The organism is Ruegeria sp. B1, from assembly GCF_056535885.1.
This window is the reverse complement of sequence record NZ_JBQFJA010000001.1, coordinates 3541803-3556683: the sequence shown is the minus strand read 5'-3', so window position 1 is coordinate 3556683 and position 14881 is coordinate 3541803. Positions and strand designations below refer to the sequence as shown.

The following is a 14881-nucleotide window of genomic DNA, read 5'->3' as shown; positions in this document are numbered from 1 at the left end:
ATTGAACTCGCTGTCGGGCCGTTTCCTGATCCTGACAACGGTCTTCGTGATGTTGGCCGAGGTGCTGATCTTTGTTCCCTCCATCGCACGGTTCCGCGAGGATTTTCTGCTGAACCGGCTTGAGCGCGCCCAGATCGCGTCGCTTGCATTGCTGGCCGATGACATGTTGGCCGAAGAGCTCGAGGCCGAGCTGCTGGCCAATGCCGGCGTCTATAACGTCGTTCTGCGGCGTGACGAGGTGCGCCAGCTGATGCTGTCCTCTGCGATACCGGATCTGGTTACCAAGACCTATGACCTGCGGGATGCAGGCCCATGGGTGCTGATCCGAGATGCGATGATCCGGTTCTTTACCGTCGAAAACGAGGTCATCCGCGTAATTGGCGAACCGGTCAAGGGTGCTGGGTTGCTGATCGAAGTCACCATCGACAGCGCACCGCTGCGCATGGCCATGACCGATTATGGTCTGCGCATCCTGGGCCTATCCTTCGTGATTTCCATCATCACTGCGTCTCTCCTGTTTCTGGCGGTGCGCGTGGTTCTGGTCCGCCCGATCAAAAGCGTTGTCGGATACATGCAGCGCTATGCCAGCGCACCAGAAGACGCGCGCGGCATCATCTCACCAAGTTCGAAAGTGACAGAACTGCGCGAGGCGGAAGAAGCCCTAAAGATGCTGCAGACTGACCTAACCCAAGCGCTGAAACAGCGGGAACGCCTGGCGCAGCTGGGGGGCGCCGTGGCGAAAGTCAGCCACGACCTCCGCAACATCCTGACCTCTGCACAGCTCTTTACAGACCGGATCGAGGCGAGCGATGACCCGGTGGTGCGCCGGATGGCACCCAAACTGGTCAACTCGATTACACGCGCTGTGTCCTTATGCGAAAGCACACTGGCCTTTGGTCGGGCGGAGGAGCCTGCGCCAACGCTGACCATGGTCCGCTTGCGCGATGTTGCTGCAGACGTGGCCGCCAGCGAACAGCTCGCGGTTGCGGATGCCTGCGTTGAGATCGTGAACGACGTGCCTGACGACCTGATCGCACGGGCCGATCCAGAGCAGATGTTCCGCGTCATATTGAACCTCGTTCGCAACGCAAGGCAGGCGCTCGTTACGTCGGGCACATCCGGCAGCATCGCAATCACCGGCCACGAAGACAAGGCCAACTGGTGCATCGAAATCCGCGATACCGGGCCTGGCCTGCCGCCAAAGGCGCAAGAAAACCTGTTCACTCCGTTCCAGGGCGGCGTGCGCAAAGGGGGATCCGGTTTGGGCCTTGCGATTTCCCAGGAACTGGTGCGCGGGCACGGCGGAGATCTGGTCCTGAAAGACACAGGCCCACACGGCACCGTCTTTGAAATCAAGCTCCCGCGGGGAGACGGGACTTTTTGAGTGATTTTTGAAGAATCGTCTTGCGCATCCCCTGTGGCGGGTCTAAGTAGCCCCTCACCAACGCGGACCGATAGCTCAGCTGGATAGAGTACTTGACTACGAATCAAGGGGTCGGGGGTTCGAATCCTCCTCGGTCCGCCACTGGTTTCCTATGTGGCGACAAATAGTTTTGCCTTTTGCGACAGAACTTTTCCTTTGCGCCGCATAGCTTTGCCTTATGCCAAGTGGTGACGCTGAGCACTTTTCCCATTAATAACTGTTCTTAAGCGAAGCCCTTCAGGGCGCTCGTCTCTTAAACCTGCTCCCGGTGAGGGTTGGGGGTAGCAAGTGCAATACAATTCGACAGGGTGGTGCGGCCCACAGGTGCTCGCCGAGGATACGGCCCTATCGAATTTTGTTCGGGCGCGAGGGTTGCGTCCCCTAGCTCTGCTGTTTTGCAGGTCGGGCGTATTTCGTTGAAAAACTCTTGGTTGATTGAGTGGTAAGTCGCTGATTCAATTCGTCCTGTAGGGAGGAATTGGCGATGATGGGACCGAGGCAGGAAGCGCAGGCGGCGTTGTTCTACGAGTTCTCGCTGGAAGATCATGTCCCGCAAGATCACCTGCTGCGCTCGATTGATCGGTTCGTCGATCTTGGCAGCATCCGGTCGCATCTGGCGGAGTTCTACAGCCATACTGGACGCCCCTCGGTTGACCCCGAGTTGCTTATCCGAATGCTACTCGTGGGCTACTGCTTCGGGATCCGGTCCGAGCGGCGGCTTTGTGAAGAGGTTCATCTGAACCTAGCCTATCGGTGGTTCTGTCGGCTCGATCTGAACGACCGTGTGCCGGATCATTCCACATTCTCGAAGAACCGGCATGGGCGGTTCCGCGAAAGCGAACTGCTGCGCTACCTGTTCGAGATGACCGTGGCACACAGCATTGAGGAAGGCCTCGTCAGCGGTCAGCGTATGGCCATCGATGCAAGCTTGATCGAAGCCGATGCCAACAAGCAGAACTCAACGCCGAAGGAAGAGTGGGACGCCTCAACCGTTGATCCGACCGACGCGCCCCGCGCCGTCCGCGAGTATCTCGACACGCTGGACGAGGCTGCGTTCGGCGCTGCCAGCGAGGTTCAGCCCAAGTTCACATCGCATTCCGATCCGGCGAGCCAATGGACCGCAGCCCGCAAAGGCCCTGCATTCTTTAGCTATTCCGACAACTACCTGATCGATACAGATCACGGAGTTATCATCGACGTCGAAGCCACCAGATCAATCCGTCAGGCTGAGGTCGGATCGACCAAGACCATGTTGAACCGAGTAAAGGAACGGTTCGATCTGCATCCGGAGAGACTAATCGCGGACACCGCCTATGGCACCGGCCCACTTCTGGGCTGGCTGGTTGATCGCAAGATTGCGCCGCATATCCCGGTGTTCGACAAGTCCGGTCGCAATGACGGCACCTGGACCCGCGCCGACTTCGAATGGGATGCTGAGAATGACCAATACATCTGTCCCGAAGGTCACGCCCTCAAGCAGTTCCGCCGCAACTACTCAGACCCCAACCGCGGTCCGACGGGCAAGGGCACCGCTCGCTATCGCGCTCTGAAAGAGGTCTGTCAGGTCTGCCCATCGAAAACCAAGTGCTGCCCCAACGCGGATGCCCGCAAGATCAGCCGCGAAGAAACAGAAGACGCCCGCCAGGTGGCTCGAGACATTGCCAAGACCCGCCAGTACGACATCTCAATGAAGCTCAGAAAGAAGGTGGAAATGCTCTTCGCCCACCTCAAACGCATTCTCGGCCTGGGTCGGCTCCGATTACGTGGCCCATGCGGCGCAAACGACGAATTCCTCCTCGCCGCCACCGCCCAGAACCTCCGCAAACTGGCCAAGATCTTTCCCGCACCGCAGCAAACACGTAAAGCCTGATCAGAAAGGCACTCGCGCTCGGTTCAGCACACCACTTTCTGCGTCCGCAACACGTTGTTTTTCCACAGAATCGGCGTATTTCGTTGAAAAACTCTTGGTTGATTGAGTGGTAAGTCGCTGATTCAATTCGTCCTGTAGGGAGGAATTGGCGATGATGGGACCGAGGCAGGAAGCGCAGGCGGCGTTGTTCTACGAGTTCTCGCTGGAAGATCATGTCCCGCAAGATCACCTGCTGCGCTCGATTGATCGGTTCGTCGATCTTGGCAGCATCCGGTCGCATCTGGCGGAGTTCTACAGCCATACTGGACGCCCTCGGTTGACCCCGAGTTGCTTATCCGAATGCTACTCGTGGGCTACTGCTTCGGGATCCGGTCCGAGCGGCGGCTTTGTGAAGAGGTTCATCTGAACCTAGCCTATCGGTGGTTCTGTCGGCTCGATCTGAACGACCGTGTGCCGGATCATTCCACATTCTCGAAGAACCGGCATGGGCGGTTCCGCGAAAGCGAACTGCTGCGCTACCTGTTCGAGATGACCGTGGCACACAGCATTGAGGAAGGCCTCGTCAGCGGTCAGCGTATGGCCATCGATGCAAGCTTGATCGAAGCCGATGCCAACAAGCAGAACTCAACGCCGAAGGAAGAGTGGGACGCCTCAACCGTTGATCCGACCGACGCGCCCCGCGCCGTCCGCGAGTATCTCGACACGCTGGACGAGGCTGCGTTCGGCGCTGCCAGCGAGGTTCAGCCCAAGTTCACATCGCATTCCGATCCGGCGAGCCAATGGACCGCAGCCCGCAAAGGCCCTGCATTCTTTAGCTATTCCGACAACTACCTGATCGATACAGATCACGGAGTTATCATCGACGTCGAAGCCACCAGATCAATCCGTCAGGCTGAGGTCGGATCGACCAAGACCATGTTGAACCGAGTAAAGGAACGGTTCGATCTGCATCCGGAGAGACTAATCGCGGACACCGCCTATGGCACCGGCCCACTTCTGGGCTGGCTGGTTGATCGCAAGATTGCGCCGCATATCCCGGTGTTCGACAAGTCCGGTCGCAATGACGGCACCTGGACCCGCGCCGACTTCGAATGGGATGCTGAGAATGACCAATACATCTGTCCCGAAGGTCACGCCCTCAAGCAGTTCCGCCGCAACTACTCAGACCCCAACCGCGGTCCGACGGGCAAGGGCACCGCTCGCTATCGCGCTCTGAAAGAGGTCTGTCAGGTCTGCCCATCGAAAACCAAGTGCTGCCCCAACGCGGATGCCCGCAAGATCAGCCGCGAAGAAACAGAAGACGCCCGCCAGGTGGCTCGAGACATTGCCAAGACCCGCCAGTACGACATCTCAATGAAGCTCAGAAAGAAGGTGGAAATGCTCTTCGCCCACCTCAAACGCATTCTCGGCCTGGGTCGGCTCCGATTACGTGGCCCATGCGGCGCAAACGACGAATTCCTCCTCGCCGCCACCGCCCAGAACCTCCGCAAACTGGCCAAGATCTTTCCCGCACCGCAGCAAACACGTAAAGCCTGATCAGAAAGGCACTCGCGCTCGGTTCAGCACACCACTTTCTGCGTCCGCAACACGTTGTTTTTCCACAGAATCGGCGGAAGGCGGTCTTTCGCCGCAGAACAGCACTAGTCCGTTCAATCAATGGAAGCGGAAGTTGGAATTGGAAGGTTCCGAACTTGGCTTGATGAAGACGTTTCGGGATTGCAATTGAGTGGCGAAGGACCTTTTGAGCGGTTATGCTTAAGCGTGCATAGCTTAAGGCAATTGAATGAGTTTGTTTCCCCTATGGCGCGGTACGATCCGTGTCCCCGCGCGCTCTCCCAAGACTAAGAAGTATGGTGCTTCGACCCTCCGCCATACGCTCTTTGAGAGTTTTCAGGCCAAGGCGGAGATTTTTGATATCCCGCAAAGCAGCCACAAACGGATCGTTACCAACTGTAAACCACCTTTCAACACGATGCTGCTTCGCCCGAGCGGCCATCTGGATTGTTGCGCATCAATGCGCCACGCATTGCCTACCCGGTGATATTTGAACCAACCCTGCCCGCTTTCCTCAAAGCCTATCCTGAAGTGGAGGTTGAAGTTTTTCTTGATGACGGGCTGGCCGACATCGCGCGGGATGGGTTCGACGCCGGGATCAGGCTGGGTCAAATGGTGGCCCCGGATATGATCGCACGTGCATTGACACCAAAATCGCGCATGGTCGTCTTTGCGTCACCTGACTATCTGGCGGATTTGGGTACGCCAAAAACGCCCGACGATCTCGTTCATCATCGCTGCATCAACTTCCGCCGCCCAACGCAAAAAACGATCTACCACTGGCGTTTTATCGAAGAAGGCGAGGACCGGCATGTTCCAGTCAAGGGAAGCATCACGGTTAACGATCCGAACGCCAAGATGCATGCGGCCCTTGCTGGGTTGGGATTGGCCTACGAGGTCGGTCCAATTGTGCAACCTCACCTCGATCGCGGCGATCTGGTTTCAGTCTTGAAAGACCATTTGCCTGATATCCCTGGTTTCCACATCTACTACCCAGGGCGCGCGCAGATCATGCTCAAACTACGTGTATTCATTGATTTCGCAATCAAAAGGCTTCGCTGAACAGCCTCCGAATGTTGACGGCCCTGAGCTGATGGAGTGGGCGGCTCCTTTCCTAGCAGTCGGTAACAACTGCAGTATGGCGCATCGAGACGCCGGTGGAGCAGGAGCCACCCACTCAATCCGATGCAAGCAGCCTTCCCTTTCAGCAAGCGCTTCGCGGGCATAGCCGCCGATTGACCAACTTGCTCAAGCTGCAGCGTTCTCGTCTTGCCCCTTTTCAGTGAACGATTTCAAAAGATCCGGCTGAGCCAGATCACGTGCCAATTACTGCCGAGTTAGAAAGCTCAGACCTTTTCGACATTGCGAACCCGCTTCTCAAACGCTGCGAACTTTGCGGCAAAGTCTGGATGCCACCTGGACAAGGCAGGGCGGTTCTCGATGATGTCCTGAGCAGCCCAAGTAACGCGTTTGCGATCTGTCTCTGGCGTGACCTCGTTGTCCGGGCACAGAATGAAGAAATCGCCGCGATCGAGCCGCTTTACCAAATAAGACACGGTTTCTTCCGACGTCCAGGCCGCATCGGGCTTTTCTGGCAGCCATGAAGATATCATGCCGGTGTAGGTGAAGCCCGGTACGAACAGATGCGCTGATATCCGCGCCTTTGCCGCAAACAACTCGTGCGCCAACATTTCGGTCATCACCTTCAGACCCGCCTTCGAAACGTTGTACCCGGGATTGCCCGGCGGGGTCGTGATCCCTTGTTTCGAACCAGTGTTGATGACGACTGCAGGCCGATCCGCCTCGATCATGCGGGGGAGGAACGCCTGCACGCCATTTAGCACGCCGAACAAATTGACCTCAAGCATGCGGCGCCAGTTGTCCGGGTTGTCCCAGCTTTTGGTCGGCTGCGCGATACCAGCGTTGTTCATCAGCACGGCCATCGGCTCCATGGCAAATGCGACGTCCGCCAGTTTTTGCACCGCATCCATATCTCTGACGTCGGTTTTGACAGTTCTGACATCGGTGTCCAGATCAGACAGCGCGCGCGCTGCCTTTGCCATCTCTCTTTCCGAGGTGTCCGCCAGAACCACGGACAAGCCGCGCATGGCGCACTCCTTTGCCATGGCAAGGCCTACTCCACTTGCACCGCCCGTGATGACCGCGACGCCTCCCGCTTTGATTGCTTCGTTCCACATGATTGATGTTCCTCTTGCTCTTGTGTGCCCCGCCCGTACCGGCGAGGCACAGTGTTTTGGGCTCAGCCGACGCTGCGTGCGGCGTCCCCATAGCTGACGTCCATGACCTCACCCGTCATGCGCTTGGTAGCATCGCTTGCAAACCACATGACAGCTTTTGCGATGTCCTCGACCTCGTGGTGGCCGATGCCAAGAGTGCTGCCGGATGCGATCGCCGCTGACACGTCGTCGAAGGTCGGGTTCTCTGCGTTTGGCAGAATTGCGCGCAGCACCGCCTCGTTGTCGGCAAAAGGTGCGCGCACCAGTCCGGGTGCCACGACATTGCACATGATGTTCTCGCGCCGATAGGCCAGTGCCGCACTTTTGGCAAACCCGTTCACGGCCCATTTGGTCGCCCCGTAAGAGCCGAAAATGCCATTGCCTGTGCGTGAGAGACCCGAAGAGATATAGATGATCCGGCCCCCACCGGCGGCGCGGAGATGCGGCAAAGCGGCCTGTGTCGTTTTCATGTAGCCGCCGACGTTGACCTCATAGAGCGTTGAGATTTCACCTGCTGTGATGGTCTCGATTGCGCCTGCATGACCCACGCCTGCATAGGCGAGCACGATGTCGATGCTGACGAAGCGGTCCACGGCTTGGCTCATGGCGGATCGCTGATCTTCCAGGTTGCGCACGTCACCCCGGTAAGCAATGCACTGCGCTCCGAGCGCCTCGATACGTGCCTGCGCGGCGGCGAGATCGGCTTGGCTGGGCAAAGCATAGCTGACGTGTGGCATGTTTGGTGTCGCTATATCGAACAAGACGATATTGGCACCGGCCTTTGCAAACTCTTCGGCCGAGGCCAGCCCAATGCCGCGTGCGCCACCGGTCACAAACGCGGTTTTACCTTCCAACTCCCGGGTCGTAGAACTGGATTGTGCCGCCGCGTGGCGGGCAGTCACCACGGCGGATGCGGCCACAGCGGCTGCGCCAATTGTGCCTGTGCGCAGCATTTGGCGGCGCGACATTCTCTGCGCGTGAGTGGTGTTTTCTGAGTTGGACGTCATTTTGGTCACTCCTTGTTGTGGCCCGGTCCGGGCGCCTTCTTGGGGGGAAACTGGACAGGTGCGACACGCAGTCAGAACGAGAGCAAAACCAGATGACTGAGCCGTTCGCTGGCTGCGGGGCCCTCCAGCACGTCATCACGATTGGCGGGCAGAACAGGCACGCCACGGTGAGATACAAACAGTCTGAACATTGCCGTTCCTTTCGTGTCCTTGCGGTCAAAAGGCTCTGTGCCTTTCCATGAGAAACATACGGACCGTGCATTTGGCATCTGGTATGGGGTGAAAAAGCCAATCAGAATTGCGCAAAACGCATCAATGAATGATGACGACTTATTCCTCGCTGTTGTTGAAGGCGGTAGCTTTCGATCCGCAGCGCAGGTTGCTGGCCTTGATCCCAGCCGCGTCAGCAGGCGTATCGCAGCGCTTGAAGCGCAGTTGGGCGTAAACTGCTCAACCGTACCACCCGGGCCTCTGCGCCAACCGGAGCCGGAAAACGCTATGCCGAAGGGGTGCGACGCCTGAACGACGCCCGCGCGGCACTGCTTGCGGAAGTCACAGGCGGTCAGGTTCTACCCAAAGGCCGTTTGCGCGTGGCGGCACCCACTGACTTTGGCGCACGCTATGTCGCCCCTGTACTTACGAAGATGTCAGAAGCCCACCCGGAGTTGAGTGTCGATCTTCGGTTGGGATCAAGGTTTGCGGATCTGTTGGCCGAAGGAATAGACGTCGCAATTCGCATCGGCAAACTCGCGGACTGCACGTTGAAGGCGCGGCGGATCGTCGGTCTTGGAATGGGACCGGCCGTGTATTTCTTCACCGGTGATCGGTCTTCCAGCCACGCTGGTCCGAAATACGCCAGCGGGGATATAACCTGGCACAGCGTCGATCCAACATGGTCGACGATGTGGGGCGAGTACGCGCTCGACATGGTGGTTAGTCCCGTGAGAGTAAGGGGCGCTTCTGACGGTACCTTCGAAATTACCGGGACGCTCCTCCGCTCGTTGTGTGGGTCGGTTTTAACAAAACTGCCTGATCCACCTGATGGTGTCACACGCCAAGAGTTATATCGCCTGGGCTTTGGATTCTATAACGCCGAAGACAACACGCCGACAGATGTTTTCCCGGTCCCAGTTCAAGACGGGGCCTGCGTTGTACGGGACAACCAAGTGGTTTTTGACTGGAGTTACCCAAGTCCCCTAACCGGCTGGTCTCCCGTGCGTTATGAAAGGCCAAGCAAAGAGAAGTTGGTCGTCTTCTACGGCATTCGGGGAGAGACACAGGTGCCCTATGACCAATTGGATCTCAGACTGGCGTGTGAAGCGCTCTTAGTTGAGTCTACGGACAAGATGCGCGAGGTATTTTCCGAGGTCACTGAGCTGGAAATTCGCGCCGTTAAAGGAGTTGTATCCCCTGTCATTTGGGCCGGTGTGTACTCGTGGCAGCGGTTTCAGACCGTAAACGGCTCCTGTCTTGCACCGGCCGAAATCATCGACGGTTAGGTAGCCACAAGCGAATTCAGGATTGCTTAAAGGACCACTGCTAGAAACAAGACACGTGCAATACTGGCAATTTCCCAAAATCTCTAGGCATAGTCTGGCCCGATACTGACGTTTTGTACGAGACAAAATGCTCCCTTGGGTTGATCAGTTTAAAGTTCTTAATCCCACCGTAAATCTCACGCAACTCTTGCAGATTAACTTTAACGGTGGGTTGGAGGCAATTACTCATGCCCCAGACACCATGGAGCAGAGCGACTTCTTAACCTTCATTGGCGCTGGTGTTTGAGATCGTTGGCTCAGTTGCAAACCGTCAAAACACTTACTCAGGTTTGTGAACGTGAGTTCACTGTCCGGTGCTCGAGTGGATTCCCGGAGTCAGCAAATGAGTTTGCCATACTACAGGATTAAGCCGACTAAATCCTCTTCCGAGGCCGCGATTGAGCGGTGGCGCGCGTTGCGACGTGATATGTACGACATCGCTGCTCTCAACGGCGATCTTGGCCAGAGCTTTTTGCAGACCACCGCTTTTCGTGCCGACAACGTCGTTTTCTCCAAAACACGGTCCCGCAACCTTTTGCTGAGCCGACATCGACGCCAATTGGACGGCGATGTGTCGGGGTTTGTGCGAGTAAAATATACAACGGGTAAACAGTTCTTGAGCAGTAACTCCGGGGAGTTTGAAAACTCGGGTCAAAGAATACTTTCGGTTGTTGATTACTCACGGCCCATCGACATGGCCGTAAGAGACGTGATGGAGCTTGGCGTGTACATGCCCCACTCGGCCATCGATTTCCAGCCAGGTCAAATGGACGCTCAGACTAACTTCTGTTTGGATAGTGCTGCGGGACGCATCTTAAGCTCTGCTATGGAGACGACGTACTCTCAGCTTCCCCAAGCTACCATGGAAGACGCCAGCACTATCGCTTCGGGTTTTGCCGGATTGGTACGCGGCCTGTTGGAAGGTGGTGCGATGTCACAAAGCGAAGACATGGTGCAACAGGCCAGAGCTCGATCTATGCGGGATTTTTTGGAGCGACGGTTGCGTGACCCTGATCTCGGTGCACCTGTTCTACAGCAAGCGTTCGGTGCGTCTCGAGCGACTATCTTTAGGGATTTTTCCCCGTATGGCGGTATCGCCCGCTACATCATGAACAGACGACTGGAGCGTGCGCTCAGCGATCTCGCCGAGGCAGCTCCGAAGCGCGGAGAAGTGACACGGACCGCTGAACGTTGGGCATTTCCCTGCGTAAGTCAGTTCAGTCGTGCATTCCGCAATCGTTTTGGGTTTGCACCTGGCGCTGCCATTGGGATCCGGTTCAACCCGCCCTATGCTGGACAGACCTCAATCGGTGGCGACAAGGGTCAGAGGGCTCTCGGGATCCAAGGCGATCCAGGCCGACTTGAGCAATGGCTCTCGCAATTTGGATCTCGTTAACGTTGTAGATTCACCGATTTCCGACGTGGATTAATCTGCGGGAGCAGAAATCCGGATGCGCTATTTCGCTGTTTGGTGCAGCCTCGTCCAAAAGAACGTGTGAAATGTGTCTTCTTAATGCAGCTAAGGCCGCGATCAATGAGTTCGCGCCACTCTGATGTGGGCTCTTCATAAGACACGTCCTAGTGTTCAGCCGCCGCCGTACACGCCAACCCAGCGATGAAGTTGCTTTGGATCTTGCATGCGGAGAAATAGGTAGCGAGTTTCTCTCCACGGCTTGATAATACTGGTGGTGTTATCAAGAACAAGGTCCCCCTCTTCTGATCGGTAAATCAAAACAGCGTGCCCATTTCGATTCTTGTCAAGAGCTGTGGCAAGAAACAGACTCTTGGGCTCCACCCCGGCCTTCAATGCTTCCCTTTTTTTTAACAGCGCGAAATCCTCGCAGTCTCCGCCCTGAAGTGTTGGTAAGACCCAACGGTCCTCTACCTTATACTGCGATTGATCAGAGATTCTGGGAACTGAAGAGTTTATTATTCGATTCAGGCGCTTAAGAATCTTCATTTCTTGTTCTCTGGAAAGCACGCCGCTTCGTTCCTCAGAGCACGCCCAAGTGTATTGTTTACAAAGATTTCGTGCGGCCGTAGGCGGGGGCAAAGATGCGACACCCGTCAGAAATAGTGTCTCGCTGGCCTCGGCTTCCAGAAGCGTAACACTAAGTGCCAGAATGCATGCGAAAGTGCGAACAAAGTAGTCCCGAACCAACGTGGAATATCGGCTTACTTCTTCAAACGGTAGTGTGTTGTCAATGTGTAACGGCTGTTTGCTTATGCCGAACATCATACCGCACAACGCATGTACGTTGCGCTTATGATTCCAATAAATAGTCATAATGACTATTTAATGAGGCCAGGTTCCGTTGGTCAACAAGAAAAGAGACCACCCTTTTCTCTTACGGTCAACGTCCTGGCCCCGATTTTCAGGATTGACGAAAATGAAAACAAAGGATCCGATACGGCGCCTATTTTGAGGAGGGTAGGGGTGTGTTGTCACATTAACGCGCGATCCAAATAGAGATCCTGGTTTTCGGACTTCAGGCTGCTTGAGTGGCTGCATTCCAGGCGTCAATTGCTTCGAGGCGGTGATATCGGATTGTTAAGGCGGAGCGGCGGCGAGCGGGGACGCTGAAACAATTGCGGATTGCTGAATGAGTCGCCACGAACCTTTGCAACCCTCCTGGAGAGCGATGGCCTTGCATCGTCCTTTCCCGCTTTCGGAACGGGAGATGACTGTTTTTAGCTCGATTGTTGAGGCCTTTGTGCGACCAATGATCCAACCCCGGCGCGATCTCACGCTTGGCGGCACCATATGAACGAAGTTTGTCCGTGATGATCCGTTTGGGAATGAAACCAAGACGCTTTATCAGGCGGCGCAATAGCCGTTTTGCCGCCCGTTTGTCCCGTTTCGATTGAAGGATTTCGTCCAATACCACGCCATGCTGATCGACTGCGCGCCAAAACCAATACTTACGCCCTGAGATTCTCACGACAACTTCATCCAGATGCCAGATAACACCTGGGCGGTCCTGCCTCTGCCGCAGGTTTCGAGCTATCGCCGGCCCGAATTTGATCACCTAACGCCGGACAGTTTCGTAAGACACATCGATCCCGCGCTGTAAAAGCATCTCTTCAACTTCCCGCAGGCTCAGATTAAAGCGAAGGTACAGCCACACCACGTGCGCGATGATCTGAGGAGGAAATCGATGACGCTTGTAGCAGATTGATGATGAATTCATCGATGTCACCTACGTCCAATTGCCGACATGAGCAACCGAATGGTAGTTAATGTGACAATACCCAAAGAACGGGTGGGCCACCCTCTTGCGAAAGTGGCCCCAAGCAGAATGTCGTTACGTTAGCATCTGCTTGAGCTTTGGAACTCGAGAGGATCAGCGCATCCAAAGTCAAGACCGTCAAAAGGGTCAGGCCTGCCAAGGGGAAGGCCATCGACACCGCTAAGCCAACCAGAACAGCGCCCTGCCACAACGGCATGTCTTTCGGCATCGGCGGAGCAGCTAGCCTCGAAACCCCTACGGGACGGCGTTTCCACCAAAGCAAAACCGAGCTTACGGAGAGAAATATCACCGCCAGACAGAACACCGTGTTGGCGAGCACGCTCCATAGACCCATCGTGCCCATGTGCAGGGCGATACCGACGGCCATAAACTTGGCAAAAAGCGAGTAGTCCTCGTATCGGACGTCTGCTAGGATTTTGCCGGAATAGCGGTCGATGTGGATGGTGCGATCTGCCGTAGGATTGGAGCCATCATTGCTCATTGAGTCGTGGCTGAGCGTCCACACCCCCGATTCACCTTGTGGCAGCGAAAGTTGGTAACGCTCTGTGAGGCCAATTTCACGAGCAAACCGGTCAATCGTGTCCAGTGTCAGAGGGTTTGACGAGTCAATACCAGCCTCTCCGGCAACTGATCCAGAGGCTGGCATTGGTGTCAGCTCTAGCGCCCAAGGCACCTCTTTGATGTCCCCGTTCATGCTTGCGTGTGTCTGGTCAGAGAGCGGAGCGCCCCATTTTTCAGCGGGAAATTGGTTCCATGCCTGCATCATCTTTTCGCCCCATACGCCAGCCCAAGACAGCCCCGACACGAGGAAGAAGATCAGGAAGATCGAAGACGAGATACCCACAACGCCATGCAAGGACTTCCACAGAGACCGACCGTGCCCAAAGGTAGGTATCAGGGCGCGACGCCAGGAATGCTCACCACGCGGCCACCAGATGTATAGACCGGTCGCGACGAGAACCATTCCGAGCGAAGCTGCGATTTCGATCATTCGGTCGCCCGTCACACCCACGAGCAAACTGCCATGGATGTTGTCAGCTAGGTCGTAAAGCCCTTGTCTGCGCGCATAGTTCGCGAGCACTTCACCCGTATAGGGATCAACCGCTACCATGATCGGTCCATCTTCGCCATCAACGCGGAAAACAGCCGCGCGATCAGGCACGCGTGAGGCGATGTATGTCTTTAACTCGCCATCTGCCACGGCGTCGACCGCTGCGTGGGCCTGTTGGGACACTGCAATCGGCGCATCCTGCTGAATGACGGCGTATCTTTCGCCATCGCGTCCATCGAGGAAGGCAAGCCAGAGCATCAGCAGCCCGGTAACGGCAAGCATGATGAAGAATGGGATGACATAAAGACCGGCGTAGAAATGCCAGCGCCATGCCGCGAAATAGAGTTTGTTTACGCCGTCCTCTGGCTGCGCAGATGTGCCAGTCATTGTCATGTGAGGCCTCCAAGCCTTTAAGCTGCGCATCAGACAAGATGCGAGCGCATTTGATTTCATGTGGATGAGATGAAATCAGACTTGAGGCGGAGCCCGTGTGGGGCGGGCTGGATCAAGGTCGTTTCGCTCGGAAATACGTTTTGGCGACGACCGCCAAGACGAGTGTTTCTTCGAGTACTGTATGGACGACGCAGCTTACTCCAAACTGTGCAGTGTTGTCAGCCAGTCGGCACGCCTCACAGTCAGAAGCTACAGGCGTGTTTTCCCCGTCGGCAATGCCACATATGTCGCTCAGTTCGCCCCCTGCAGCGACATAAGCTTCAAGTTCCTGGGTCATGCCGGTGGGTGCCGCACGGTGAGCAAAACCCACGGAGGTGAGTGCAATTGCCAAGGCAATCACGACAGACCAGTCACGGAGTTTGCAAATTGTAGCGCGCATAGCGAATGACTAGCCAATTTGTCAAATCGAAGCTAGCTGTTTTCGACCGCGCAAAAGTTTGCATGCCCCACGAAAGCGGACGTTCATACTCATCGCAGCATTTGACGCAATGGGCTCA

11 protein-coding genes, 1 tRNA gene and 2 pseudogenes are annotated in these 14881 nt (G+C 56.2%); 9 read left to right on the top strand and 5 right to left on the bottom strand.

Features of this window, described 5'->3' with window-relative positions; all coding sequences use genetic code 11:
• The first annotated feature begins 1 nt into the window (after position 1).
• From ACR3ES_RS17610 to ACR3ES_RS17585, 6 genes and pseudogenes are all read left to right on the top strand, one after another.
• A complete protein-coding gene (locus tag ACR3ES_RS17610; RefSeq protein WP_480424086.1) occupies positions 2 to 1384 on the top strand; it encodes a sensor histidine kinase in 1383 nt (460 codons plus the stop codon).
• A 64-nt stretch (positions 1385 to 1448) separates the two neighbouring features.
• Positions 1449 to 1525, top strand: a tRNA-Arg gene (locus ACR3ES_RS17605).
• A 382-nt stretch (positions 1526 to 1907) separates the two neighbouring features.
• Complete coding sequence (locus ACR3ES_RS17600) at positions 1908 to 3293, top strand: IS1182 family transposase (protein ID WP_170437437.1); 1386 nt, start codon at positions 1908 to 1910, stop codon at positions 3291 to 3293.
• Positions 3294 to 3444: 151 nt separating this feature from the next.
• Positions 3445 to 3719 (top strand): annotated as a pseudogene (locus ACR3ES_RS17595) (transposase); the annotation flags it as partial.
• A 102-nt stretch (positions 3720 to 3821) separates the two neighbouring features.
• The gene (locus tag ACR3ES_RS17590; protein ID WP_480426314.1) at positions 3822 to 4829 is read left to right on the top strand and encodes a transposase; all 1008 of its coding nucleotides are present in this window, start codon (positions 3822 to 3824) and stop codon (positions 4827 to 4829) included.
• A gap of 501 nt (positions 4830 to 5330) precedes the next feature.
• Entirely contained in the window at positions 5331 to 5909 is a 579-nt protein-coding gene (locus ACR3ES_RS17585; protein ID WP_480425509.1) for a LysR substrate-binding domain-containing protein, read from the top strand.
• A 284-nt stretch (positions 5910 to 6193) separates the two neighbouring features.
• On the opposite strand, the gene ACR3ES_RS17580 is transcribed toward ACR3ES_RS17585, so the two are convergent.
• Together ACR3ES_RS17580 and ACR3ES_RS17575 are read right to left on the bottom strand one after the other, a co-directional pair.
• Entirely contained in the window at positions 6194 to 7045 is an 852-nt protein-coding gene (locus ACR3ES_RS17580) for an SDR family NAD(P)-dependent oxidoreductase (RefSeq protein ID WP_170433565.1), read from the bottom strand.
• Between the two features lie 62 nt (positions 7046 to 7107).
• Positions 7108 to 8091: an SDR family oxidoreductase gene (locus ACR3ES_RS17575; protein WP_170433563.1), complete on the bottom strand. Its 984-nt coding sequence runs from the start codon at positions 8089 to 8091 to the stop codon at positions 7108 to 7110.
• 315 nt (positions 8092 to 8406) lie between these two features.
• Between ACR3ES_RS17575 and ACR3ES_RS17570 the strand changes: the two genes are divergently transcribed.
• The 3 genes from ACR3ES_RS17570 (at position 8407) to ACR3ES_RS17560 (ending at position 11025) form a co-directional block, all read left to right on the top strand.
• A complete protein-coding gene (locus ACR3ES_RS17570) occupies positions 8407 to 8613 on the top strand; it encodes a helix-turn-helix domain-containing protein (RefSeq protein ID WP_170433561.1) in 207 nt (68 codons plus the stop codon).
• Positions 8601 to 9590: a LysR substrate-binding domain-containing protein gene (locus ACR3ES_RS17565; RefSeq protein WP_170433559.1), complete on the top strand. Its 990-nt coding sequence runs from the start codon at positions 8601 to 8603 to the stop codon at positions 9588 to 9590. The genes ACR3ES_RS17570 and ACR3ES_RS17565 overlap by 13 nt, the downstream gene beginning before the upstream one ends.
• A gap of 382 nt (positions 9591 to 9972) precedes the next feature.
• Positions 9973 to 11025, top strand: coding sequence for a helix-turn-helix domain-containing protein (locus ACR3ES_RS17560; RefSeq protein ID WP_480424083.1), 1053 nt, complete (start codon positions 9973 to 9975; stop codon positions 11023 to 11025).
• Positions 11026 to 11214: 189 nt separating this feature from the next.
• Here ACR3ES_RS17560 and ACR3ES_RS17555 read toward each other — a convergent pair whose 3' ends face one another.
• The 3 genes and pseudogenes from ACR3ES_RS17555 to ACR3ES_RS17545 all read right to left on the bottom strand — a co-directional run bounded on the left by ACR3ES_RS17555 (position 11215) and on the right by ACR3ES_RS17545 (position 14324).
• A complete protein-coding gene (locus ACR3ES_RS17555; RefSeq protein WP_480458722.1) occupies positions 11215 to 11916 on the bottom strand; it encodes a transglutaminase-like cysteine peptidase in 702 nt (233 codons plus the stop codon).
• Between the two features lie 202 nt (positions 11917 to 12118).
• Positions 12119 to 12820 (bottom strand): annotated as a pseudogene (locus ACR3ES_RS17550) (IS6 family transposase).
• A 46-nt stretch (positions 12821 to 12866) separates the two neighbouring features.
• On the bottom strand, positions 12867 to 14324 hold the full coding sequence (locus ACR3ES_RS17545) for a PepSY-associated TM helix domain-containing protein (protein ID WP_170433139.1): 1458 nt from the start codon (positions 14322 to 14324) through the stop codon (positions 12867 to 12869).
• Between the last annotated feature and the right edge of the window lie 557 nt (positions 14325 to 14881).

Coding starts and splice junctions, on each gene's coding strand:
- ACR3ES_RS17600 (WP_170437437.1), top strand. CDS start 1,908: ATGATGGGACCGAGGCAGGAAGCGCAGGCGGCGTTGTTCTACGAGTTC.
- ACR3ES_RS17590 (WP_480426314.1), top strand. CDS start 3,822: ATGACCGTGGCACACAGCATTGAGGAAGGCCTCGTCAGCGGTCAGCGT.
- ACR3ES_RS17580 (WP_170433565.1), bottom strand. CDS start 7,045: ATGTGGAACGAAGCAATCAAAGCGGGAGGCGTCGCGGTCATCACGGGC.
- ACR3ES_RS17575 (WP_170433563.1), bottom strand. CDS start 8,091: ATGACGTCCAACTCAGAAAACACCACTCACGCGCAGAGAATGTCGCGC.
- ACR3ES_RS17570 (WP_170433561.1), top strand. CDS start 8,407: ATGAATGATGACGACTTATTCCTCGCTGTTGTTGAAGGCGGTAGCTTT.
- ACR3ES_RS17560 (WP_480424083.1), top strand. CDS start 9,973: ATGAGTTTGCCATACTACAGGATTAAGCCGACTAAATCCTCTTCCGAG.
- ACR3ES_RS17555 (WP_480458722.1), bottom strand. CDS start 11,916: ATGACTATTTATTGGAATCATAAGCGCAACGTACATGCGTTGTGCGGT.
- ACR3ES_RS17545 (WP_170433139.1), bottom strand. CDS start 14,324: ATGACAATGACTGGCACATCTGCGCAGCCAGAGGACGGCGTAAACAAA.